25 protein-coding genes and 1 pseudogene are annotated in these 20656 nt (G+C 71.9%); 12 read left to right on the top strand and 14 right to left on the bottom strand.

The window, feature by feature from the left end; translation table 11 throughout:
- Positions 1-15 precede the first annotated feature (15 nt).
- Entirely contained in the window at positions 16-432 is a 417-nt protein-coding gene (locus tag AB0I89_RS04040; RefSeq protein WP_357119793.1) for a VOC family protein, read from the bottom strand.
- Positions 429-1436 carry a hypothetical protein gene (locus tag AB0I89_RS04035; protein WP_357119790.1) on the bottom strand — a complete coding sequence of 336 codons (1008 nt, stop codon included), beginning with the start codon at positions 1434-1436 and terminating at the stop codon, positions 429-431. The genes AB0I89_RS04040 and AB0I89_RS04035 overlap by 4 nt, the downstream gene beginning before the upstream one ends.
- 61 nt (positions 1437-1497) lie before the next feature.
- Here AB0I89_RS04035 and AB0I89_RS04030 point away from each other — a divergent pair, with 61 nt between their 5' ends.
- The 3 genes from AB0I89_RS04030 (at position 1498) to AB0I89_RS04020 (ending at position 3184) form a co-directional block, all read left to right on the top strand.
- The gene (locus AB0I89_RS04030) at positions 1498-1935 is read left to right on the top strand and encodes a helix-turn-helix domain-containing protein (RefSeq protein WP_357119787.1); all 438 of its coding nucleotides are present in this window, start codon (positions 1498-1500) and stop codon (positions 1933-1935) included.
- A complete protein-coding gene (locus AB0I89_RS04025) occupies positions 1932-2519 on the top strand; it encodes a DUF1684 domain-containing protein (protein ID WP_357120762.1) in 588 nt (195 codons plus the stop codon). Before AB0I89_RS04030 ends, AB0I89_RS04025 begins: the two co-directional genes overlap by 4 nt.
- Before the next feature lie 104 nt (positions 2520-2623).
- Positions 2624-3184, top strand: coding sequence for a hypothetical protein (locus AB0I89_RS04020; RefSeq protein WP_357119784.1), 561 nt, complete (start codon positions 2624-2626; stop codon positions 3182-3184).
- 119 nt (positions 3185-3303) lie between these two features.
- Here the strand turns inward: AB0I89_RS04020 and AB0I89_RS04015 are convergent, their stop codons facing one another.
- Positions 3304-3894 (bottom strand): general stress protein, encoded by a 591-nt coding sequence (locus AB0I89_RS04015; RefSeq protein WP_357119781.1) that lies wholly within the window; start codon positions 3892-3894, stop codon positions 3304-3306.
- A gap of 119 nt (positions 3895-4013) precedes the next feature.
- Between AB0I89_RS04015 and AB0I89_RS04010 the strand changes: the two genes are divergently transcribed.
- Complete coding sequence (locus AB0I89_RS04010; RefSeq protein ID WP_357119778.1) at positions 4014-5846, top strand: glycoside hydrolase family 15 protein; 1833 nt, start codon at positions 4014-4016, stop codon at positions 5844-5846.
- A 33-nt stretch (positions 5847-5879) separates the two neighbouring features.
- Positions 5880-6380, top strand: a complete 501-nt coding sequence (locus AB0I89_RS04005; protein ID WP_357119775.1) for a metallophosphoesterase — start codon at positions 5880-5882, stop codon at positions 6378-6380.
- A gap of 9 nt (positions 6381-6389) precedes the next feature.
- Here the strand turns inward: AB0I89_RS04005 and AB0I89_RS04000 are convergent, their stop codons facing one another.
- Positions 6390-6605, bottom strand: coding sequence for a DUF3072 domain-containing protein (locus tag AB0I89_RS04000; RefSeq protein ID WP_357119772.1), 216 nt, complete (start codon positions 6603-6605; stop codon positions 6390-6392).
- Positions 6606-6710: 105 nt separating this feature from the next.
- On the opposite strand from AB0I89_RS04000, the gene AB0I89_RS03995 reads away from it, so the two are divergent.
- Positions 6711-7649: an FAD-dependent oxidoreductase gene (locus AB0I89_RS03995; protein ID WP_357120759.1), complete on the top strand. Its 939-nt coding sequence runs from the start codon at positions 6711-6713 to the stop codon at positions 7647-7649.
- 15 nt (positions 7650-7664) lie between these two features.
- Here the strand turns inward: AB0I89_RS03995 and AB0I89_RS03990 are convergent, their stop codons facing one another.
- The 3 genes from AB0I89_RS03990 to AB0I89_RS03980 all read right to left on the bottom strand — a co-directional run bounded on the left by AB0I89_RS03990 (position 7665) and on the right by AB0I89_RS03980 (position 11934).
- Positions 7665-8954, bottom strand: coding sequence for a cation:proton antiporter (locus AB0I89_RS03990; RefSeq protein WP_357119769.1), 1290 nt, complete (start codon positions 8952-8954; stop codon positions 7665-7667).
- A gap of 107 nt (positions 8955-9061) precedes the next feature.
- Positions 9062-9739: an HAD family hydrolase gene (locus tag AB0I89_RS03985; protein ID WP_355053431.1), complete on the bottom strand. Its 678-nt coding sequence runs from the start codon at positions 9737-9739 to the stop codon at positions 9062-9064.
- 62 nt (positions 9740-9801) lie between these two features.
- Positions 9802-11934 carry a SpoIIE family protein phosphatase gene (locus tag AB0I89_RS03980; RefSeq protein ID WP_357119765.1) on the bottom strand — a complete coding sequence of 711 codons (2133 nt, stop codon included), beginning with the start codon at positions 11932-11934 and terminating at the stop codon, positions 9802-9804.
- 198 nt (positions 11935-12132) lie between these two features.
- Here AB0I89_RS03980 and AB0I89_RS03975 point away from each other — a divergent pair, with 198 nt between their 5' ends.
- Positions 12133-12996 (top strand): hypothetical protein, encoded by an 864-nt coding sequence (locus AB0I89_RS03975; protein WP_357119761.1) that lies wholly within the window; start codon positions 12133-12135, stop codon positions 12994-12996.
- 60 nt (positions 12997-13056) lie between these two features.
- Here AB0I89_RS03975 and AB0I89_RS03970 read toward each other — a convergent pair whose 3' ends face one another.
- Positions 13057-13410, bottom strand: coding sequence for a DUF6401 family natural product biosynthesis protein (locus AB0I89_RS03970; protein WP_357119758.1), 354 nt, complete (start codon positions 13408-13410; stop codon positions 13057-13059).
- A 160-nt stretch (positions 13411-13570) separates the two neighbouring features.
- On the opposite strand from AB0I89_RS03970, the gene AB0I89_RS03965 reads away from it, so the two are divergent.
- Both AB0I89_RS03965 and AB0I89_RS03960 read left to right on the top strand, forming a co-directional pair.
- Positions 13571-14011 carry a hypothetical protein gene (locus AB0I89_RS03965; protein WP_357119755.1) on the top strand — a complete coding sequence of 147 codons (441 nt, stop codon included), beginning with the start codon at positions 13571-13573 and terminating at the stop codon, positions 14009-14011.
- 99 nt (positions 14012-14110) lie between these two features.
- A pseudogene (locus AB0I89_RS03960) lies at positions 14111-14308 on the top strand (hypothetical protein); the annotation flags it as partial.
- Between the two features lie 222 nt (positions 14309-14530).
- On the opposite strand, the gene AB0I89_RS03955 reads toward AB0I89_RS03960, so the two are convergent.
- Complete coding sequence (locus tag AB0I89_RS03955; RefSeq protein WP_357119752.1) at positions 14531-15181, bottom strand: TetR/AcrR family transcriptional regulator; 651 nt, start codon at positions 15179-15181, stop codon at positions 14531-14533.
- A 58-nt stretch (positions 15182-15239) separates the two neighbouring features.
- Here AB0I89_RS03955 and AB0I89_RS03950 point away from each other — a divergent pair, with 58 nt between their 5' ends.
- Together AB0I89_RS03950 and AB0I89_RS03945 are read left to right on the top strand one after the other, a co-directional pair.
- Positions 15240-16070, top strand: a complete 831-nt coding sequence (locus AB0I89_RS03950) for an SDR family NAD(P)-dependent oxidoreductase (RefSeq protein WP_357119749.1) — start codon at positions 15240-15242, stop codon at positions 16068-16070.
- A 59-nt stretch (positions 16071-16129) separates the two neighbouring features.
- Positions 16130-16453: a nuclear transport factor 2 family protein gene (locus AB0I89_RS03945; protein ID WP_357119746.1), complete on the top strand. Its 324-nt coding sequence runs from the start codon at positions 16130-16132 to the stop codon at positions 16451-16453.
- Positions 16454-16559: 106 nt separating this feature from the next.
- Here the strand turns inward: AB0I89_RS03945 and AB0I89_RS03940 are convergent, their stop codons facing one another.
- Positions 16560-16769: a hypothetical protein gene (locus tag AB0I89_RS03940; RefSeq protein WP_357119743.1), complete on the bottom strand. Its 210-nt coding sequence runs from the start codon at positions 16767-16769 to the stop codon at positions 16560-16562.
- Between the two features lie 157 nt (positions 16770-16926).
- Between AB0I89_RS03940 and AB0I89_RS03935 the strand changes: the two genes are divergently transcribed.
- Complete coding sequence (locus AB0I89_RS03935) at positions 16927-18198, top strand: MFS transporter (protein ID WP_357119740.1); 1272 nt, start codon at positions 16927-16929, stop codon at positions 18196-18198.
- On the opposite strand, the gene AB0I89_RS03930 is transcribed toward AB0I89_RS03935, so the two are convergent.
- The 4 genes from AB0I89_RS03930 to AB0I89_RS03915 all read right to left on the bottom strand — a co-directional run bounded on the left by AB0I89_RS03930 (position 18153) and on the right by AB0I89_RS03915 (position 20498).
- Complete coding sequence (locus tag AB0I89_RS03930; protein WP_355053421.1) at positions 18153-18404, bottom strand: hypothetical protein; 252 nt, start codon at positions 18402-18404, stop codon at positions 18153-18155. The genes AB0I89_RS03935 and AB0I89_RS03930 overlap by 46 nt on opposite strands.
- Positions 18405-18512: 108 nt before the next feature.
- The gene (locus tag AB0I89_RS03925; RefSeq protein ID WP_357119737.1) at positions 18513-18974 is read right to left on the bottom strand and encodes an SRPBCC family protein; all 462 of its coding nucleotides are present in this window, start codon (positions 18972-18974) and stop codon (positions 18513-18515) included.
- Positions 18975-19021: 47 nt separating this feature from the next.
- A complete protein-coding gene (locus tag AB0I89_RS03920) occupies positions 19022-19438 on the bottom strand; it encodes a DUF2795 domain-containing protein (protein ID WP_007458076.1) in 417 nt (138 codons plus the stop codon).
- A gap of 82 nt (positions 19439-19520) precedes the next feature.
- Complete coding sequence (locus AB0I89_RS03915) at positions 19521-20498, bottom strand: YihY/virulence factor BrkB family protein (protein ID WP_357119734.1); 978 nt, start codon at positions 20496-20498, stop codon at positions 19521-19523.
- Positions 20499-20656 lie beyond the last annotated feature (158 nt).

Below are 20656 nucleotides of genomic sequence, written 5' to 3'. Positions count from 1 at the left end.
GACTCCGCGCCCCGGTCAGGACGTCGAGGTCGGCGTGACGTTCACCAGCCAGTCGGTCCCGAACCTGTCGGTGCACCGGCCGTAGCGGGCGCCCCAGGGTGACCGCGCGAACGGCACCGTGACGCTGCCGCCCGCGCAGAGCCGCTCCCAGTACCCGGTGAGTTCCGCTTCGTCGTCACCGCCCAGGGTGATCGACGGCGGGCTACCGGTCCCGTCGTCGCCGGGCTTGCGGTCCGAGCCCATCAGCACGATCCCGGACGCTCCCCGGAGAATCACGTGCGCGACCAGATCGTCGGTCGCCGCGTCGTCGGGTCCGTGCAGGTCGCCGAAAGTGGTGATCTGGAGACCGCCGCCGAACACGGACTGGTAGAACCCCATGGCTTCCCGGGCGTTGCCGGCGAAGCTGAGATACGGGCTCACCCGGGCGGTCATCGGCCGGCCTCGGCGGCGAGCGGACGTCGCGCGGCGGTCCGCTGTCGGAGCAGGACGAACCCGAGCCCCGCTAGGAACCAGGCGGCGAGCACCGCGAGCGGCACCAGCGTGTGCGAGCCGCCGAAGTAGCCGAAGTTGTTCACCGCGCGGACGGCCGCACCCGGCGGAAGCTTCGCCGAGATCGCCTGCGCCCAGCCCGGCAGCAGGTCGACGCCGATCGTCGCACCGCTCGTCGCGTTGCCGATGGTGGTGAGGGTGAGCACGGCGAGCGCGATACCGATCGGCCCGAGCCAGGCGCCGAGGGCCTTCGTGGTGAAGGCGCTGGCCGCCGACAGCAGGATGAGCGACAGGGCGAGCAGGGGGAACGGCGCCGTCAGTGAGCCGTACACCGGGCCGGCGACCGTGGCCGCGACCACGCCGATCACGACCGCGAACCCGCCCATCGCGTAGAGCCGGTGGCGCAGGCGCACCTTCGCGGTGGCGGCGGTGAGCCCCTGCGCGAGGACGAACGACGAGAGGGTGACCCCGAAGACCACGTAGAAGGCGGACAGCCCGCGACTGTCGTAGCTCGCCAGCGGGACGATGTCGTTCTCCTGGACGGTCATGCCCGCCTGCTTGCCGAGACCGGCGACGAGTTGCCGGGCGGCACCGCTCTCGCTGAACCCGCTCGCGCCGGCGTAGTCGAGGCGCAGGCTGTCGGGCGCGGCCGCGCTGAGAACCGCGACGGCGCCCCCGTCGTGGACCAGTGCGGCACCGTCGTCGACGCTGGTGACCTGGGTTACGGCGACGGCGTCGCCGAACCCGCCGTGGGCGGCGGTGGCCAGTTGCTCGCCGACGACCGCGATCGGCAGGCGGCTCGGTGCGGGATCACGTTGCAGCCCGACGTAGACGGCGATGAACGCCGTACCGATGATCAGCCCGGTGATCACCAGAGAGAGCCAGGCGGCACGCTGTGTGGTGACGGGCGTTTCCCGCTCGGTGGGTGACTCGGATGGCGACGTCATGGGTGCTTCCTCGGGTAGTGTGGTTTGAATGTCCAACCAGATGAACCGTAGCACCCCCGGTTTGAATTCCAAACCAGAGCGGGACACTCTCGCGGTGGCGCTCGACGCGGTCAACGACAGGTGGTCGCTGCACATCGTGCGCGCCCTCGCCTTCGGCGCGTCGCGGTACACCGAGATCCTGCGAGCGGTCGGCGCACCCCGGGACGTCCTCGCCGCCCGGCTGCGGAAACTGGCCGAAACCGGAATCCTGCAGGCCCGTGCCGCCGAGGACGGCAAGGTCGCCGGGTACGAACTCACCCAGAAGGGCCGGGACCTCGGTCAGGTCATCCTCGTGCTCAAGCGCTGGGGCGACACCTACAGCGATGCCGACGTGCCCCAGGTCGACTTCATCCACGACGTCTGTGGCGAGGTGTTCGTCGCCGAGGTCCGTTGCCAGGCGTGCGGCCGGCCCCTGAAGTCCGGAGAGCTGTCCCTCGACAAGGAGTCCCCCGCATGCTGACCGACCTCGAACTGGCCGACTGGCGGGAGCGGGTGGCCCGGCTCTACCTGTCCGACGTCGACCTGGCGGGCTTCCGCGCCGGCCGCGACGACCTCTTCGCCACCCACCCGCAGAGCCCCATCCCGCCCGACGAACGGCCCGCCTTCCGGGGCGTGCGGTACTTCCCACCCAACCCGGAGGCCGTGGTCGAAGCGCCGCTACGGCCGGCCAGCGGTGAGCTGAGCATCGACACCGGAGGCCCGGACGGCGTCGTGACGTACCGGCGGGTGGCGGTGGCCGAGACGTCGTGGGGGCCGCTCACGCTGTGGTGGATCGAGGCGTACGGGGGCGGACTGTTCGTGCCGCTGCGCGACGGCACCTGCGGACAGCAGACGTACGGCGGGGGCCGCTACCTCACCGACACGGTGAAGGGCACCTTCGGCCGGGGCGTCGAGCTGCTGCCCGGCGACCGCGTCCGCCTCGACGCTAACTACCTCTACAACCCGAGCTGCGCGTACGACGACCGCTGGGCCTGCCCCCTCGCGCCGTCGGAGAACCGGGTCGACGTCCCGCTGCGCGCCGGCGAGTTGGCCTACCACGACTGACCGGCGAGCGGGAGAACCGGTTACGAACACCGAGCTGACAGCTTCCTGACATGCCTGCGCCAGGGTGGGGCCGAATCGGTCACACGACGGGAAAGAGGCACAGCATGGCGAGGCAGCGCATGGCGTTCCTGGTGTTCGCGGCCGTCATCGTGGCGGCGACCGCCGGATGCGACCCCGGCGGCGCGAAGACCGGTGAAGAACAGCCCGACGTCGCCACCCTCCAGACGGCGACCGCCGCGTCGCCGTCGCGGAGCGCGTCGCCGACCGTCGAGGCGCCGAGGTTCCGCCTCGACGACACCGACGCGGACCGGACCGCGAAGATGAAGCCCTACGACGACTGCCTCAAGCAGCACGGGCTCGACGTCATCGCCATCCGGCAGAAGCGCAAGCCCCCGCTCGGCGACGCCGCCCGGGAGGCCGCCAACAAGGCGTGCGAACCCCTCAACCCGCTCCCACCCTGGGAGGAGGACCCCGCCAACCCGAAGGCCCGCGACTTCACGTACGCCGTGGTCAAGTGCCTGAGGGCGAAGGGCGTGGACGTCGAGCTGTCACCCGACGGAGCGAGCTACGGCTACCGGGGAACACCCGACGACCCGGGCGACGTCGAGAAGGGCATGAGCCTCGCCCTCGTCTGTCGCCGCGAGGTCGCCAAGACCGACTACTAGCTGACCCCCGCCCGGCGCGCGCCGATCTTGCACTTTCGGTCACTGATATGCCCGCTCTGCGCCAATGTGGTAGCGCAGAAAGTGCAAGATCGGCGGCGGGGTGTCGACGGGTCAGCGGGTCAGCGGGTCGTTGCCGGGCGTGAGCCGGGCATCTGCATGCGGCCCAGGAGCTGCCTCGCCTGGTCGGCTAGCTGCGCGTCGACAGTTACCGCGTACTGGCCGGCGCGGAGCGAGCTGGCTGAGGTGAAGTCGCGCTGCCCGCCGGTCATGGCGTGCGCGACCGCGCCGAACACGGCGCCCCAGATCGCGCCGATGACCAGTCCGACCAGGATCACCGCCAGCCAGTTGCCGACGGTGAAGATGCCGAACAGCAGGCCGATGAAGAGCCCGAACCAGGCGCCGGTGCCGGCGCCGAGCAGGGCCGCGCGGCCCGTCGTCATCCGTCCCAGCACCGTCTCGACAAGCGTCAGGTTCGTGCCGACGATGGCGGTGTGCTCCACCGGGAAGCGGTTGTCCGCCAGGTAGTCGACCACCTTCTGCGCGGACGGATAGTCCGGATACGAGCCGATCGTCACGGTGGGTGGGCCACCTTCCGGCCCGTGCCCGTCCGCGCCGGGTGTCGACGGGCGGCCTGCCGGGCCGGACGGAAGCACGTCACCACTGGTTGCGCCGGGCCGCCAGGCGGCGGTCGGCTCCGGGGCTGAGGTCATCAGCATCCTCCCTCGTCAGCCGCCCGGTTTCCCGCAAGTGCCGAGTGGTAACGCCGGGCCGGCGGGCGGGTGCCGCGGCTCGGGAGGCATGCGTGGGGACGGCCCGGGTAGGCAGCCGGGTGCAGACCGCAAAGATCAGCGACCACGGCTTCCTCGCGGACGGCCGCAGCGCGGCTCTGGTGGACCACGCGGGGTCGGTGAACTGGTGGTGCCCGGGTCGGTTCGACGCCCCGTCGGTGTTCGCGCGGCTGATCGGCGAGGACGCCGGGCACTGGTCGATCCGGCCGGAGACCGACGACTTCACCGTCGAACGCAGCTACCTCGACGACACCCTGGTCCTGCGGACCGTCTTCCGCACCGCCGCGGGCGAGGTGGAGTTGACCGACGCGCTCGCCCTGGAACCCGGCGCGCGCGAGCACGACATCGGTTACCGCTCGCCACAGGTGCTGGTCCGCAGCGTGCGGGGCCTCTCCGGCGAGGTGCCGATGCGGGTGCACTACCGGCCCCGGTTCGAGTACGGCCGCACCACGCCGTTCCTCGTCGAGCAGGACGGCGCCCTGGACGCGGTCGGCGGGGCGAGCCGGCTCACCCTGGTCGGCAGCGTGCGGCTGACCTGCGGCGACGGCGAGGCCGCCGCCGCGTTTACCGTCCGCGCCGGCACGACGAACAACTTCACCCTCGGGTACGCCCCGACCTACGACTCGCCCCGGCCACAGGTGCCCGACGCCGACCGGACCATCGCCGACACGGCCGAGGGGTGGCGCTCCTGGGTCCGTAAGCACGAGTACCAGGGGATCTACGCCGAGCATGTGCGACGCAGCGCGCTGATCGTGCAGGGCATGACGTACCGACCCAGCGGCGCGGTGGTCGCCGCCGTGACGACGTCGCTGCCGGAGGAGCTCGGCGGGGACCGGAACTACGACTACCGGTACGTCTGGGTGCGTGATTTCAGCCTGACCCTGCGGGCGCTCTGGCGGACGGCCTGCTTCGACGAGGTGCAGCGGCAGTTCACCTGGCTCGGCCGGGCGATGGGCCGGATCGACGAGGAGCCGGTGCCCATCATGTACGGGGTGCTGGGGGAGCGGGACCTCACCGAACACCGCCTCGACCAGCTCGCCGGCTACCGCGACAGCCCGCCCGTGATGATCGGTAACGACGCGTGGCGGCAGCGCCAGACCGACGTCTTCGGCGAGGCGATGGACGCGGCCTGGCTCATGCGTGACCGGCTGGAACCGTTGGAGCCGGACGTCTACCACCTGCTGCGGTCCCTCGCCGACAAGGCGGCCCGGGACTGGCCGCTGCCGGACGCGGGGATGTGGGAGGAGCGCGGGGTCGAACACCACCACGTGTCCTCGAAGGTGCACTGCTGGTCGGCGCTGGACCGGGCGGTCCGCTTCGGCACCCGACTCGGGGAGCCGCAGGACGTGGCCCGCTGGGCGGCCGCCCGCGACAAGGTCCGTGCCGAGGTGCTGGAACGAGGATGGAGCGAGCGGGTCGGGGCGTACACCGGAAGTTATGAATCCGACGACCTGGACGCGTCGGTGCTGGTGATGCCCCTGGTGGGGTTCCTGCCGGCCGACGACGAGCGGATGCGCTCGACGATCCGTGCCGTGGAGGACAAGCTGTCCCACGACGGCCTGCTGCGACGCTGGGACGGCGACCCGGCGGGGTTCCTCATCTGCTCGTTCTGGCTGGTCTGCTGCCTGGCGCTGGCCGGCGAACGGGACCGGGCGCGCGAGTTGTTCGAGACGCTACTGGCGCGACTCAACGATCTGGGACTGTTCGCCGAGCAGATCGACCCGCTGACCGGGGAGCAGTTGGGCAACTTTCCCCAGGCGTTCTCGCACATCGGTCTGATCAACGCCGCCGGTGTGCTCAGCGACGTCGAAGAGGACTCGGCGCTGCGCAGCCTGGGCATGCCGCCCTCCTTCTTCACCCCGGCGTCGCGCTGAGCACGCGGCCCACGTCCGGGAGATGATGCCGGCATGAGGCTGGTGCTCACGGCGGACACGCATCTCCCCAAGCGGGCCCGGGACCTCCCGGAGCAGTTGTGGACGGCGGTCGAGGCGGCGGACGTCGTGCTGCACGCCGGCGACTGGGTCGACGAGTCGCTGCTCGACGCGATGACCGCCCGCGCGCGACGGCTCGTCGCGGTGTACGGCAACAACGACGGGCCGGCGCTGCGCGCCCAGCTGCCCGAGGTGGCCCGCGTGGACCTCGACGGGCTACGGGTGGCCGTGGTGCACGAGACGGGTCCGCGCACCGGCCGCGAACAGCGGTGCGCGGCCCGTTTCCCCGACGTCGACCTGCTGGTCTTCGGGCACTCGCACATCCCCTGGGACACCGTGGCCCCCAACGGGCTGCGCCTGCTCAACCCCGGGTCGCCCACCGACCGCCGCTCTCAGCCACACGCCACCTACATCGAGGCCGAGACGACCCGGGGGAGCCTTACGTCCGTACGCCTGCATATCCTGCCGCGTCGCTGACCAGCGCGCCTACTGGCCCCGGCCCGTCTCGGCCTGGAGCTCGTCGATCCGCTTGGAGGCCTCGGCCTTGGTCAGGTCGTCCGGGAGCGTCGCGTCCGCCTCCCGGGCCAGCGTGGCCAGGTACGACTCCTGGGCCGCCGTGGGCGGCTCGTCGCCGGTGACCCACTCGTCCGGGTCCTTGATCGCGCCGCGCGGGTCGGCCTGATCGTTGCTACGGTCCGTCATCCTCATCACCCTTTCTTCGAACAGGTGTGCCAGTACCCCGATTACCGCCGGTTCATGCCCCCGGACGACGCCTACGATCATCGGATGAGCGTTGACTCGGCGGGCGTGCTGGTGGTCGGGGCGGGCATCGCCGGGGTGGCGTGCGCCGTGGAGCTGACCCGCGCCGGGCTGCCGGTGCGGGTGCGCGAGCGGGGGCACGTCAGTGGCGGCCGGATGGCCAGCAAACGCTTCGACGGTCGCCCCGCCGACATCGGCGCCGCGTACTTCACGGCCAGCGACCCGGACTTCGCCGCCGTGGTCGACGAGTGGCGTGCCGCCGGCCTGGTCCGCGAGTGGACCGACACCTTCTGGGCGTACGACACGAACGGCCGGCACGAGGTGCCCGGCCCGCTGCGCTACGCCGCCCCACGCGGGCTGCGGTCGCTCGTCGAACACCTGGCCCGTCCGGTGCCGGTGACCGTCGACCGGTTGGTGCTCGCCGTGGAACCCGGGCCGACGGTCGACGGCGAGGCGTACGACGCGGTCGCCCTGGCGATGCCGGGACCACAGGCGGCCCTGCTGCTCGATCCGGCCCTGGCCGACGCCACCCGCGTCGTGCAGGCGCAGACCTGGTCGCCGACCCTCGCCGCGGTGCTGCGCTTCGGTTCCCGGCGCTGGCCGACCTTCCGTGGCGCGTTCGTCAACGACCATCCGGTGCTCAGTCTCGTCTGCGACGACGGCGACCGGCGGGGCGACGACGCGCCGGTGCTGGTCGCGCACACCGTGCCGGAGTTCGCCGCCGGGCACCTGGCCCAGCCCAGCGCCGCCGGCCCGGCGATCGAGCAGGCCGTCCGGGACCTGCTCGGTCTGCCCGACGAGGCCGCCGACGTGCACGTGCACCGCTGGACGTACGCCAAGCCGACCGGCGAACCCACCGACGTCACCCACCACCTCGACGCCGACGGGATCGGCCTGGCCGGCGACGCGTTCGGCGCACCCCGTGTGCAGAGCGCCTGGCGCTCCGGCCGGGACCTCGGTCACGCGCTCGTCTCCCGCCTCGGCTGAGGAGTCCCGGCGCGCTCAGGAGTGCCCGGCGACGGCCACCGGCCGGGCCTCGGACTCGGACGGGTCCTCGGTGCGCTCGCCCTCGCGGTCCAGCAGTTGCATCACCGGGGTCGCGGCGACGCCGTGCACCACCACGGACACGAGCACCACCAGCCCGACGGTGGCCCACAGCAACTCTGCCTGCGGGAAGTCCGCCTTCGTGGTGGCGTACGCCAGGTAGTAGAACGAGCCCACCCCACGGATGCCGAACAGCGAGATCACCCAGTGCTCCGCCGGACGACCGGGCGCGCCGCGCAGCGACAACCAGCCGACGACCGGCCGGATCAGGAAGACCAGCGCCAGCCCGACGGCCGCCGCCGGCCAGGTCAGCGGCGCGAGCAGGCCGCCCACGATCGCGCCGCCGAGCAGCAGCAACAGCACCAGGGTGAGCAGCCGCTCGACCTGCTCGGCGAAGTCGTGCAGCACCGAGTGGAACTCGTGGGTCCGCTCGGCGGCCCGGATGGCCCGCGCGGCCACGAAAACCGCCAGGAAGCCGTACCCGCCGGCCACCTCCACCAGCCCGTACGCGAGGAACGTGGCGGCCAGCGCCAGGAACCCCTCGGCGTGCCGGGCCAGCCGCAACTCGCTGGGCGCCCGGAAGAACAGCTTGCCGAGCAGCCAGCCGATGAGCAGGCCGCCGCCCACCCCGACGCCGACCTTCCAGAGCACGTCGACGGTGAACCACTCGGCCATCCACGCGCGCGGGGCGAGGCTGGTCGAGGCGATGGCGATGGCCGCGTAGACGAAGGGGAACGCCAGCCCGTCGTTGAGGCCGGCCTCCGAGGTCAGGGCGAAGCGGACCTCGTCCTCGGAGTCCTCCACATCGGTCGGCTCGCCGACCTGCACGTCGGCGGCGAGCACCGGGTCGGTCGGGGCCAGCGCGGCGGCCAGCAGCAGCGCCGCCGCCGGCACCAGACCGGCCCACCACCAGCCGAGCAGCGCCACCGCCGCGATGCACACCGGCATCGCGATGGCCAGCAGTCGCCAGGTGGAGGACCACCGGGCCCAGCTCAACGGTCGGTCGATCTTCAACCCGGCGCCCATCAGGGCGACGATCACGCCGATCTCGGTGAGGTGGGTGGCCAGCTCGGGATGGGCCAGCGGGTCCGGCGTGGGCAGTTCGATCGGAAGGAGGAAGACCAGCATGCCGAGGGCGAGGAACGCGATCGGCATGGACAGCGGTCGGCGCTCCAACACCCGGGGCAGAATGCCCGCGAGCAGGGCGCCCACGCCCACCAACGCGAACGCCACATCTACCGGCTCCACGGACACCACCCTCTCGCCGCACCCGCACGGTGCGGGCAGGTGGCCACAGACCATGCCCCGCGAGACTGGTGGCTATGCGTGTCGACCCGGACGAACCGGAGTGGGGCTCACCTCGGGCGGGTGAGGGGGGAGTCCGCCAGCTCGGCCAGCAGCGCGGCCGGGTCGTCGTACACGGCCACCGCGCCGGCGCCGGCGAGTTCGCCGCGGCTCGTGCCGCCGCAGGTCAACCCGACGCACGGGATGTCGAGCTTGCCGGCCGCCGCGACGTCCCACACCGAGTCGCCGACGAAGACGACCCGCTCGGCGGCCAGCCCCGACTGATCGAGCGCCGCTTCGAGAATGTCCGGCGCGGGCTTGCTCTCCTTGGCGTCGGCCGACGACGTGACGGTGTCCACCACGTCGTCCGCGTTCAGTGCCCGGCGCAGCGCGCCCACCTCGTGCTCGGCGGCGGAGGTGGCGAGCACCACCCGCAACCCGCGCTCGGCGCAGGCGCGCAGCAGGTCCGCCGCCCGGGGCAGCGGCGTCAGCCGTTCCCAGTACTCGGTGTAGAGGGTGTCGTGCGCCTCGCGCAGCTTCGGATCCTCGTCGCGGTCCCGCTCCGGGCCGAGCAGGTGATCCAGCAGCTTGTCCGAGCCCATGCCGATCGAGCGGTGCACGGTGGCCATCGGTACCGGCCGGTCGGCCTGGCGCAGCGCCTCCCACCAGCTCACCGTGTGCAGGTACGTGGTGTCGACGAGCGTTCCGTCGACGTCGAAGAGCACCCCTTGGGGCTGTTCGTTGGCCATGGCCGCACTCCTACCCCTTCGGCGATCGGCTGACTCGCCCCGCACGGGTCGGTGGGTACGACTCAGTGTGGTTCGGCCGGTGGGACGAGGATCTCGAACCAGACCGTCGAACCGCGCACCGACGGATCGGTGCCCCAAGCGTCACTCAGCTCCTCGATCAGGCCCAGTCCACGCCCGCGACTGCTCAACGTGTCGGTACGGGCCCGGGTCACGGTGCCCCGGGTGCCGGAATCGGCGACCGAGACCAGCAGCCGCTCGGGGCTCAGGTCGATCTCCACCCGGGCGGCCGTGCCGGCGTGCAGCAACGCGTTGGTCGTCAGCTCGCTGGTGCACAATACCGCCGCCCCGATCACCGACTCGGGCACCTGCCACTCGGTGAGCTGACCGGTCATCCAGTGCCGGACCCGGCTCGGCGCGGTCGGCTCCGCCGGCATCTCCATCGCCGTCGACCGGCTCGGCTTGAGGGCGTGCTCGACCGCCAGCACCGCCACGTCGTCCTCGGTACCGCCGGCCACCGCCGCGGTCGCCACCGCGCAGAGGGCACGAGGGTCGCTGGTACCGGCCTTGGCCACCGCGTCGCCGAGGGCGTCCATCCCGGCGCTCAGGCTCTGCCTGCGCCGCTCCACCACGCCGTCGCTGAACAGCAGCAGGGTGTCGCCGGGCGGGAACGCGACGGTGACGGTGGTCGGTCGTCCGCCCAGTCCCAGCGGGGGAGCGGCCGGCACCTGCACGTACTCGGCGTGCGTGCGGCCGTCGGGCGCGCACCGGCGGATCAGGGGAGCGGGATGACCGGCGCTGGCCAGGGTCAGTTCCCGCCGCTCGGCGTCGATGACCCCGAACGCCACGGTGACGAACAGTTCGTGGCTGCCGGCCTCCGCGCCGAGGCTGGTCACCAACCGGTCCAGACCGGTCAGCACCGCGTCCGGCGCCGGATCGGCCAGGGCCAGCGCGCGCAGGGCCGCCCGCACCTGCCCCATCCGTGCCGCCGCCTGGACGTCGTGCCCGGCGACGTCGCCCAACACCACGCCGAGCGCGCCGGTGGGCAGCAGGAACGCGTCGTAGAAGTCGCCGCCGGCAGCGTTGCCGTCGACCCCGGGGTCGTAGCGGGCCGCGATCCGCAGCCGGGGCAGGTCGGGCAGGTGCTCGGGCAGCATGCTGCGTTGCAGCAACTGGGCGGTGCCGTGCTGGGTCTCGAACCGCCGCGCCCGCTCGGCGGCCTGGCCGATCAGCTCCGCCGCCGCGGCGAGCAGCGCGCGCTCGGCGGCCGACCAGGAGTGTGCGCCCTGGTAGCCGACCGTCAGCCCGCCCTGAACCACCGACGTGCCCAGCGGGAGCGTGGCCATCGAGCGGATCTTCTCGTCATGCCGGTCCACGGCGGTCTCGCGCAGCGGCTGGCCGTCGCGGATGAACCGGGCCTCGCCCGACCGGGCGGCCAGCGCGACGGGACCTTCCCAGTCGGCCGGCGCCCGCCGCCACAGCGGAGGCAGCCGCTCGTCTGCCTCGTCCATCAACTCGCCGCGCACCCGACGCACCATCCGCCAGCCGCCGCCACCCTCGTCGACCACGAACGCCACCCGGTCGGCGTCGAACATTCCGATGGTGTGGCGCAGCGCGACCCGGGCCACGTCGTCGAGGGTGAGGGTGCCGGCGAGCGCGGCGGCCACCTCGCTGAGACTCTGCAACTGCTCGGTGACGTGAGTGGTTTCGGCGGCCACCGTCAGGATTCCGACGATCTGCCCGTCGCTGTCGCGTACGGCCGAGTGACTGCGGGTGAAGACCACCTGTTCGGCGCCGCCGTTCTCCCCGATCAGGGGGAGCGTGGACTCCTTCTCCAGGAACGGCACACCCTGGCGGTAGGCGCGCTCGATCGCGTCACCGAAGCCGGGCAGGTCCCAGACCTCGGCGTGGACCTCGGCGGCGGGTCGACCGAGGGCGGTCGGATGCTTGCTCCCCAGCAACTCGGCGTAGCCGTCGTTGTAGAGCAGGACCAGGTCGTCGCCGTACGCCAGCGCCATCGGCATCGGCGAGGCGAGGATCAGCCCCACCACGGCCCGGACCGCCGCGTCCCACCCCTCAGGTGGGCCGAGCGCGGTGGCGGACCAGTCGTGGGCGAGCACGGCTGCCGCGCCGGGGCCGGTGGATGCGCCGGGGGCCGGAATTGATGGCGTGGGGACTCGCCCGACCGTTCCTGGCATGTTCGCAGCCTAGCCGGCCGTCGCTCAGCCGCATCCGATCATGCGCGCGGGTCGCCGACACCCCCGGCGCGGTTGCTGTTCGGGCAGGTCAAGGCCCCTGTTTGTCGACTTGTCGGAAAAATGGCAGTGAGCCGCCCGGACTGCCGTACCGGTGGCCGGGTATGCGCCCGGCGCAGTCCACGCGACAGGAGGGACATCATGCTGAAAACCCTCGCGGTGCGGCAGGCCGACATCGGCGACGCCATCGCCGACACCTGGAGGTCGGTGCTGCTCTTCATCCCGAAGGCAGTGGCCTTCATCGTCATCCTCGTGGTCGGCTGGCTTATCGCCAGAGCGGTCCTCAAGATCGTGGATGCGGTGCTGGAACGGGTGCGCTTCGACGAAGCGGTAGAACGCGGAGGCATCAAACGGGCACTTGAGAGAACGAAGTACGACGCCAGCGACATCCTGGCCAGGTTGGCGTACTACGCCGTCCTGCTGTTCACCCTGCAGTTCGCCTTCGGAGTCTGGGGGCCCAACGCGATCAGTGACCTGATCCGCGGTGTGGTGGCCTGGCTGCCGCGCGCGTTCATCGCGATCGTCATCGTGGTGGTCGCGGCCGCCATCGCCAACGCCGTCCGGGATCTGGTCACCGGGGCGCTGGGCGGACTCTCGTACGGCAAGGTCCTGGCGGACCTGACGGCGATCTTCATCATCGCGCTCGGCGTGATCGCCGCCCTGAACCAGGTGGGTATCGCCACCACGGTCACCACTCCGGTGTTGATCGCGGTCCTCGCAACGGTCGCCGGCATCCTGATCGTCGGCGTCGGCGGTGGCCTGGTCAAGCCGATGCAGAACCGCTGGGACGGCTGGCTGGACCGGGCCGCCCGGGAAGCCCAGGCGGTGCAGGAGCACCGGCGGGCCGCCTCGGCGGGGCGCGGCGACATGGAGCGGCAGATGGCCGACCGTGGCGGCGACCGGACCCAGGCCATGCCCCGGGTCGACGAGCAGTCGACGGTGGCCGGCGGACGTGGTACGTACCAGTCCGGAGCGGCCGACGAAACCCAGCAGTACCGCCCGTAACGGGGCGTGATCGTGCGAGGGAGGGCGTCCACGCGGCTCGCGTGGGCGCCCTCCGCGTGCTCAGGAACGGTCGAGCGAGCGGGCCAGCGCGCAGACGGCGACCAGCCGGGCCAGCGGCCACTCCGGCGCGCTCCAGTCCACCGACCCGCGCGGTGGGGCCCACCCGTGCTCCAGGGCGGCGTCGCGTACCCCCTCGGCGTAGCCGGCGAGCGCCGCGGCCGTCAACGGCCGGCGGTCACCGTCCAGGCTGTCGCGGACGGCGGCGGCGTGCTGGTCGACCAGCGCCAGCAGCCCGGGACGCGCGGCGGCGGCCGCGAGGCCGGCGGTGCCCACGGTGACGGTGAGGGCGGCCAGGGTGGACCGCGCCGACTCGACGGCGGTCGGGGAGGCGACCCGGTTGAACGGCACACGCATGGTGACCGAGGCTAACCGACCGGTGATCGACCGACCTCGGCCGCTCGGTGCTTGTGGGTTGTGCCACCGGACGAGCGACGCTGGCCGCGAGGGTTGATCCGGCACAGACGGGGCACCAGGCACTGGACGACGCAGGACGGCGCAGAGTGTGGGAGCGGCGATGGGGCAGCGGGCGGATGGGCCGGACGAGCAGCACCGGCGGCCGGCCGGGGTGAGCGACGAGACGGTCGCCGCGCTGGGCAAGCTCAGCGAGGCGTTGGAGTGCGTCGAACGGGCCCGCGGACACCTCTACTCGCTGCACCAGCTCATCGGGCACGCCGACCTGATGCTCGACGACGCGATCGAGACGTTCCGCGCGGCCGGGCACCACCGGATCGCCGAGCGGATCGACACCGAGCTGCTGGGCCGCAACGTGATCGCCGGCCGGTGGACCTTCCAGATCGTCGAGGACTTCGACGACGGCTACCACGCGCTGTTCCGGGAGCTGGACCAGCAGGCCCGCGACGAACTGGTGGGCGGGCGGCGACACCTCTACGAGGCGGAGATGAAGGAGCGCCGCCGCACCCGGGGCCAGCCGGGGCACGAGGCCCGCCCGGACTGACACTGGACTGGCGGACGCGAATGATGGGGCCTGATGGGCCGGTCCCCGTCATTCACAAGGAGCGTTCGTGGCCCTGGCCGCCGGACTGTTGCGCCGCTTCGGCTGGTGATCGACCGGGCCAGCCAGGACCTGGGCTGGGAGGGCGCGACCCACGGCACCAGCCTTACCCCCGACCGCACGCTGAAGATCGAGCCGGGCGAGACCGAGGTGGTCGCGAGGCTGTTCGTCGCCGTCCCGGCGACGACGTTCGCCGGCACGGTGGGGGCGTTGGAGCCGTGGTTGGCCCGCGTCGAGCCGCCGGCGGTCGGGGTGGACGGTCGGGGCCGGGGCGCTGAGCGGCGGCGGTCGTGCTGGTGAGCGTGATGCCGGTGAGTCATCTAGATGACTCACCGGCATCACACTCACCGGGGTGTTGTCACCGTCGGTCGCATGGCGTGGCGGTCGGAACGCCAGAGTTCGTCCCAGGCCATCGAAGGCCGCCCTACATCATTCTCCACCAAGATCCTTCGAAGACACGGCCTAACGGGCCAGGCGGTCCAGGAGCTCGCCGAGCAGCGCGTGTTCGCCGGGGGTGAGGTCGCCCGGGTCGTCGCCGACCAGCGCACGTAGCGTCAGCGCGGCGCTCGCACGAGTCGCGGGGGCGTCGGTGGGGGCCATGCGCAGGACTCCGGCCAGCGCGGCCTCGCGGACACGTCCGGACAGCTCGAGATCCGGCTCTGGCTGGCTGATCAAGGTGAGCGTGATGCCGACGTTGGCGGCCAACACCTGTTCGGCGGCATCGGCCGCCGGCACCTTGAGTCGGCCCCGGGCGGCGGTCAACCGGTCGCGCAACGCGGCGTGCGCGGGAGCGGTGACGGCGCAGGGCCTTCCCGGCTCTGCGCGGCCGTAGAGCAGCCCGTAGAACGACGGGTGCTCCAGCCCGAACTGTACGTGTCTGTCCCAGCCCTCGCGCAGGTCGTTCAGCGGGTCGCCAGAGTTCTCGATCGCCGTGTACTGGGTGAAGCCGTGGCTCGCCACGGCGTCGATCAGGCCCTGCTTGCTGCCGAAGTGGTGGTACAGCGTCGGGGCCTGCACGCCGGCGCGGTCGCACACCGCCCTGGTGGACACCGTGCCGCCGCTCTCCAGCAGTTCCGCCGCGGCGAGCAGGAGTCGATCTCGTGCGTTCTGCATAGTTGCTACATTAGCTCATGTAGCGCTACATTGCTCGCTATAGCGAAAGGAGAAGTCCATGAGGACTTGGTTCATCACGGGTGGGACGCCCGGCGGGTTCGGCCTCGTCTATGCCGAGGCTGCCCTGGAGCAGGGCGATCAGGTGGTGGTGACCGCGCGTCGGCCTGCTGAGCTGCGGGAGTGGGCTGAGTCCTACGGCGACCGGGTGCTGGTCCTGCAGCTCGACGTCACCGATGCCGACCAGGTGCGTGCGGCGGTCAGGGCGGCCGAGGAGCGGTTCGGCGGGATCGACGTGCTCGTCAACAGCGCGGGCCGTGGCTGGTACGGCTCGATCGAGGGTGCCCCCGACGAGACGATCCGCCGCACGTTCGACCTCAACCTGTTCGCCGTGGTCGAGGTGGTACGCGCCGTCCTGCCCGGTATGCGGGCACGCGGCGACGGTTGGATCGTGAACATGTCGTCGGTGGCAGGCCTCGTCGGCGCGCTGGGGTTCGGCTACTACGCGGCGGCGAAGTTCGCGATCGAAGGACTGTCGGAGACACTGCGCCAGGAAGTCGAGCCGTTCGGCGTGCGCGTGCTCGTCGTGGAGCCGGGAGCGTTCCGCACCAAGGCCTTCGCCTACTTCCAGAACGAGGACGTCAACGAGACCGTCGACGCCTACCTGCCGATGGTCGAGGGCGTCCGGGCGGCGTTCGTGGACCACAACGGAAAGCAGGCGGGAGACCCCGTTCGTGGAGTGCAGGCCGTGATCAGCGCCTTGAACGCACCCGTCCCGCCGAAGCGGATCGTGCTCGGCAACTCCGGCTACGACGCCGTTGTCGCGATGCACGAGAACGCGCTCGCGGAGCTGCGCGCGAACGAGAAGCTCTCCCGTGGAGCGGACTTCTGAGCCTGTCACACACCAGGACGCGCCCGCGTCCTGGCACCCGAGAAGACTGGAGAGAAGAAATGAACGACATCACTCTGCCCAAGGCCGTCGATCACTTCATCACGGCGACCAACGCGCACGATGCGAACGAGCTGGCCGCGGTCTTCGGCGACGGGGCCACCGTGCGCGATGACGGGCAGACCTGGACCGGCGAGGCCGAGATCCGCGAGTGGATCCAGGGGCACCTGATCGACCCCAGGGTCGTGCTCACGCCGACCTCGTTCGCCCACGACCGGCTGGTGGCCTCCGGGGACGGTGATTTCCCTGGCGGGCCCCTGTCCTTCGCCCTCGTGTTCGACATCAAGGACGACCAGATCAGCGGCCTTGCGATCGAGCCCGTCTGATTCGTCGCCGGCCGAAACTGCCACAGGGCGGCTCCGGCCGGTGACCAGGAACGGGCAGCCAGCGGCACCAGCAGAGCGCCCCTGGCCGGAAGTGCGGTTGGCCGCTCTACTCGCTGGGGGCGTTGGCGGGCCGACGACGGGCGGCGTCGTCGGCGATGATCACGGTGGCCACCATCAGCGCGACGCAGACGCTGAACAGCCACGAGTCGTCGGAGACGAGCCGGGCCGACACCGGCGCCTGGAGCGCGGCGAGCAGGAAGCCGAGCCAGGCGATGCGGCGCTGACGCGTGGAGAGGATTCCGGAGCCTTGATGCATCCCGAAATTCTTACGCGAACACGCGCGTTTGCCGTCCCCCGATCGGCCGATTCTGACTGAGCTGTCCGCTTTCTCGACCGTCCGGACACCACTTCTTGTCGCAGCGGGCGGGCGCCTTCCGACGACGGTACGGTGCGCTGCGGCAGGATGCTGTCCCATGTCCACCTCGCCCCCGCCACCCCGCGCCGCGCTGCTCCTGCTGGCCTACCTCGCGTTCGTCAGCCTCGGCCTGCCGGACGGCCTGCTCGGCGTCGGCTGGCCGTCGATCCGGGCGGACTTCGGCATCCCGACCGAGGCCGTCGGGTTGCTGCTCACCGCGGGCACCGTCGGCTACCTCACCTCCAGCGTGCTGGCCGGGTTCACGCTGGCCCGCATCGGCGTGGGCGCGCTGCTCGCCGGAAGCACCCTGCTCGCCAGCCTGGCGCTGACCGGATACGCCCTGAGCCCCGGGCTGGCGGTGATCGTGGGCTGCGCGCTGCTGCTCGGGCTGGGCTCCGGCGCTGTCGACTCCGGGCTCAACGCGTACGCCGCCGGCGCGTTCGGTCCGCGCCACATGAACTGGCTGCACGCCTTCTTCGGCCTGGGCGTGGCGATCGGTCCACTGATCATGACAGCGGCGCTGAGCGCCGGACTGGCCTGGCGGTGGGGGTACGGCATCGTGGCCGCCGCCCAGCTCGCCCTCGCCACGGCGTTCGCGCTGACCGTACGCGCGTGGCGACGCCGCGATCCCGCTCCCGGGGCGGACGCGGAAACGTCCGACACCGCCGCGCCGGTCCGGGTGCCGGTCCTGGCCACCCTGCGGCTGCCGGTCGTCTGGTCGGGGACACTGGCCTTCGCGCTGTACGTCGCCATCGAGGTGTCCGCCGGGCTGTGGGCGTTCCTGCTGCTCACCCAGGGGCGCGGCCTGACCGGCGCGGTGGCGGGCGGCTGCGTCTCCGCGTACTGGGGGAGTCTCTTCGTCGGCCGGGTGGTGCAGGGGGTGGTGGCCGAACGGCTCGGGCCCCGGCTGGTGTTGCGGGTGAGCCTGGCGGGCATGGCCGTCGGCGCGGCGCTGATCGCCGTCCCCGGCTCGGCCGTGTTGGCCGTGCTCGGCCTGGTCGTGCTCGGTTTCGCCGCCGCGCCGGTGTTCCCGCTGCTCACCCTCACCACCGCCGAGCGGGTCGGCGCGGCGCACGCGGACCGCGCCATCGGGTTGCAGATCGGTGCCGCCGGTCTGGGCGCGGCGCTCGTTCCGGCGGGCCTCGGCGTGCTGATCAGCAACGTGTCGGTACAGGCGCTCGGCCCGTCCCTGGTGGTGCTCGCGCTGGCGCTGATCGTGCTCTACGAGCTGGGCGCCCGCCGGTCGTCCGGGGACGCCGGGCGGACCGGGCCGCCCGGCGTGGACTATCCGTTGTCCGGTCCGGTACGGCCGGTCGTGGAGGGACGGTAGGCGCGCTCCGGGTCGGTCGGCTCCCGCCCCGGCGCCTCGCCGCCCCGGTCGGCCGCAGCCGGCCCGTGCCCGAAGGCGGCCTCCTCGCCGGCGTCGTTGCCGGTCACGTCGTCAGCCTGCCCGTCGATGCTGGAACCCGCCACGGCGCGCTCCAACTCCTCCAGCGGCAGCCGCTCCTCGTCCCGCCACACCCTGTCGTCCGTCATGCCATCAGCGGTACCCGGGCGCGATGATCGCAAACAGGTGCGCCGCGGCCCGGAACACGACGATGGCCGCCGGGAAACCGGCGGCCATCGTTGATCGCGTACGCCCGATCACGGCTGCGGGCGGTCCACCGAGCCACGCCAGGCGCCGGTCTCCTGACCGCGCCGCTCGATGAACGTCTTGAACCGCTCCAGGTCGCCCTTGGCGCGCCGGTCGACGATGCCGAGCTTGTCGCCAGCCTGCTCGACCACACCGTGCGGCTCGAACTCGAGCTGGAGGGTGACCCGGGTCTTGCTCTCGTCCAGGCGGTGGAAGGTCACCACACCCGCCTGCTGGGTGCCGCCGGTCGAACGCCACGCGACCCGCTCGTCGGGAAGCTGCTCGGTGATCTCGGCGTCGAACTCGCGCTTGACACCGGCGATGTCCACCGTCCAGTGGGTCATCGTCTCGGAGAGCTGCCGGACCTCCTGCACGCCCTCCATGAACTGGGGGAACTCCTCGAACTGCGTCCACTGGTCGTACGCGGTCCGCACGGGTACGGAAACCTCGACGTGTTCGGTAACGCCACTCATCGGTCAATCCTCCTTCGGCCGCTGTCTGTCGGATCGGGGGGCGATCACTACCAGCGGGTTGTCTCGTTCTTGTGGCCGAGCGCGGCCCACACCTCGGAGACCGTCTGGTACTCGGTGCCCTCGGGCAGCCGTTCCAGCGCCGCCACGATGTCGTCGGGCGCCTCGTTCTCCCGCGCGCTGGCGATGAGCACCAACCGGTCGCCGGGCAGCGCGCTCATCGAGATGAACCGGCCGAGCCGGCTGCGCTGCTCCACGTCCGTGGAACTCATCCCCTGCGGGGTGCCGGTGCGCAGGTCGCCCGCCGGGGCCGTGGTGGTCTCCGGCTGGTCCTCACCGGCCGGCTCGGGCACCCGGGACTCGTCGACCCGTGAGCCGCCGGTGCCCGGCCCCTGCACGAGGCCGCTGACCTCCTGGCTCATCTGCTCGTCGATCCTCGGTCCGTGCTTGCTGTTGCCACGCTCCATGCCTTCTGCGCTACCCGGCACCCCGCCCGGTAAACCGGCACCCGGTCACGAACCGGCCCTCGGGCCGGACATCCGGTCCCTTTCAGTCCTCGGCCGGCCTGCGTGGCGGCAGCACCGGATCGTCCGCGTCCCGCTCGCCCGCCTGCAACTGCCGGCCGCGCTGCACCTCGGCGTTGATCTGCACGCCGAGCATCAGGGCGCAGTTGGACAGGTAGAGCCAGACCAGGAACGCGATGGCCGCGCCCAGGCTGCCGTAGGTCGTCTGATAGGTGGCGAAGTTCGCGACGTAGAAGCCGAAACCGAAGGACACCACCGCCCAGGAGAGCAGGGCCACCGCGCCGCCGGGGGTGAGCCAGCGGAAACGGGGTTGGCGCACGTTCGGGGCGATCCAGAACAGCAGGGACAGCAGCACCATCATCACCAGGGCGAGCACCGGCCACTTCGCGACGCTCCACACCGTTCGCGCCAGACCACCGGCGTTGATCAGGTCGCCGACCGCGTCGGTGACCGGGCCGCTGACGATCAGAGCGAGGGCGACCACCGCGAGCAGCACCAGCGTCACGGCGGCCAGGCCGATCTGCAACGGCCGCAGCCGCCAGACCGGCCTGCCCTCGGTCACCCCGTAGATGGCGTTGGAGGCGCGGGTGAACGCACCGATGAAGCCCGACGCGGACCACAGCGCGCCGAGCAGACCGAAGCTCAGCAGCACCTTGGCGTTGCTCTGCTGGACGACCACCGAGCGGATCACCCCGACCACGCCGCCGTCGTCGTCGGCCACCACCGAACCGGCACCCACCTGCTTGGCCAGGTCGACAACCGTGTCGAGGGTCCGCTCGCCCGAGGAGACCAGGCCGACCAGGGCCACCACCACGATGGCGGACGGAAAGAGCGCCAGCACCCCGTAGTAGGTGAGCGCGGCGGCCCAGTCCGAGCAGTTGTCGTTCACGAAGTTCTGCACGCTGCGGACCAGCACCCCGCGCCACGTCCGCCAGCTCAGTTGCCGGATCCGCCGGGGAATCCCCGAACCGGTGAGTGTCGTGCCGGGATCCGTGGTCGTCATGCCCGCTCCCTGTGCCCCGGCCACCGGATGACCGGTCGTCCGGTCTGGCCTGGACCGGCCGGTACCCAGGGCGGGAAATCGACAAACCCGCTCGGCGGCCCGCCGACGCCGCTAGGGTTTGCCGCCGCGCTCGCGGGGAACGGACACAGTGACTCTGT

The sequence above is a fragment of the Micromonospora sp. NPDC049801 genome, from assembly GCF_040656575.1.
Classification (GTDB): domain Bacteria; phylum Actinomycetota; class Actinomycetes; order Mycobacteriales; family Micromonosporaceae; genus Micromonospora.
Note: the sequence above shows the minus strand (reverse complement) of the source record. Positions and strands in the feature narration are given on the sequence as shown.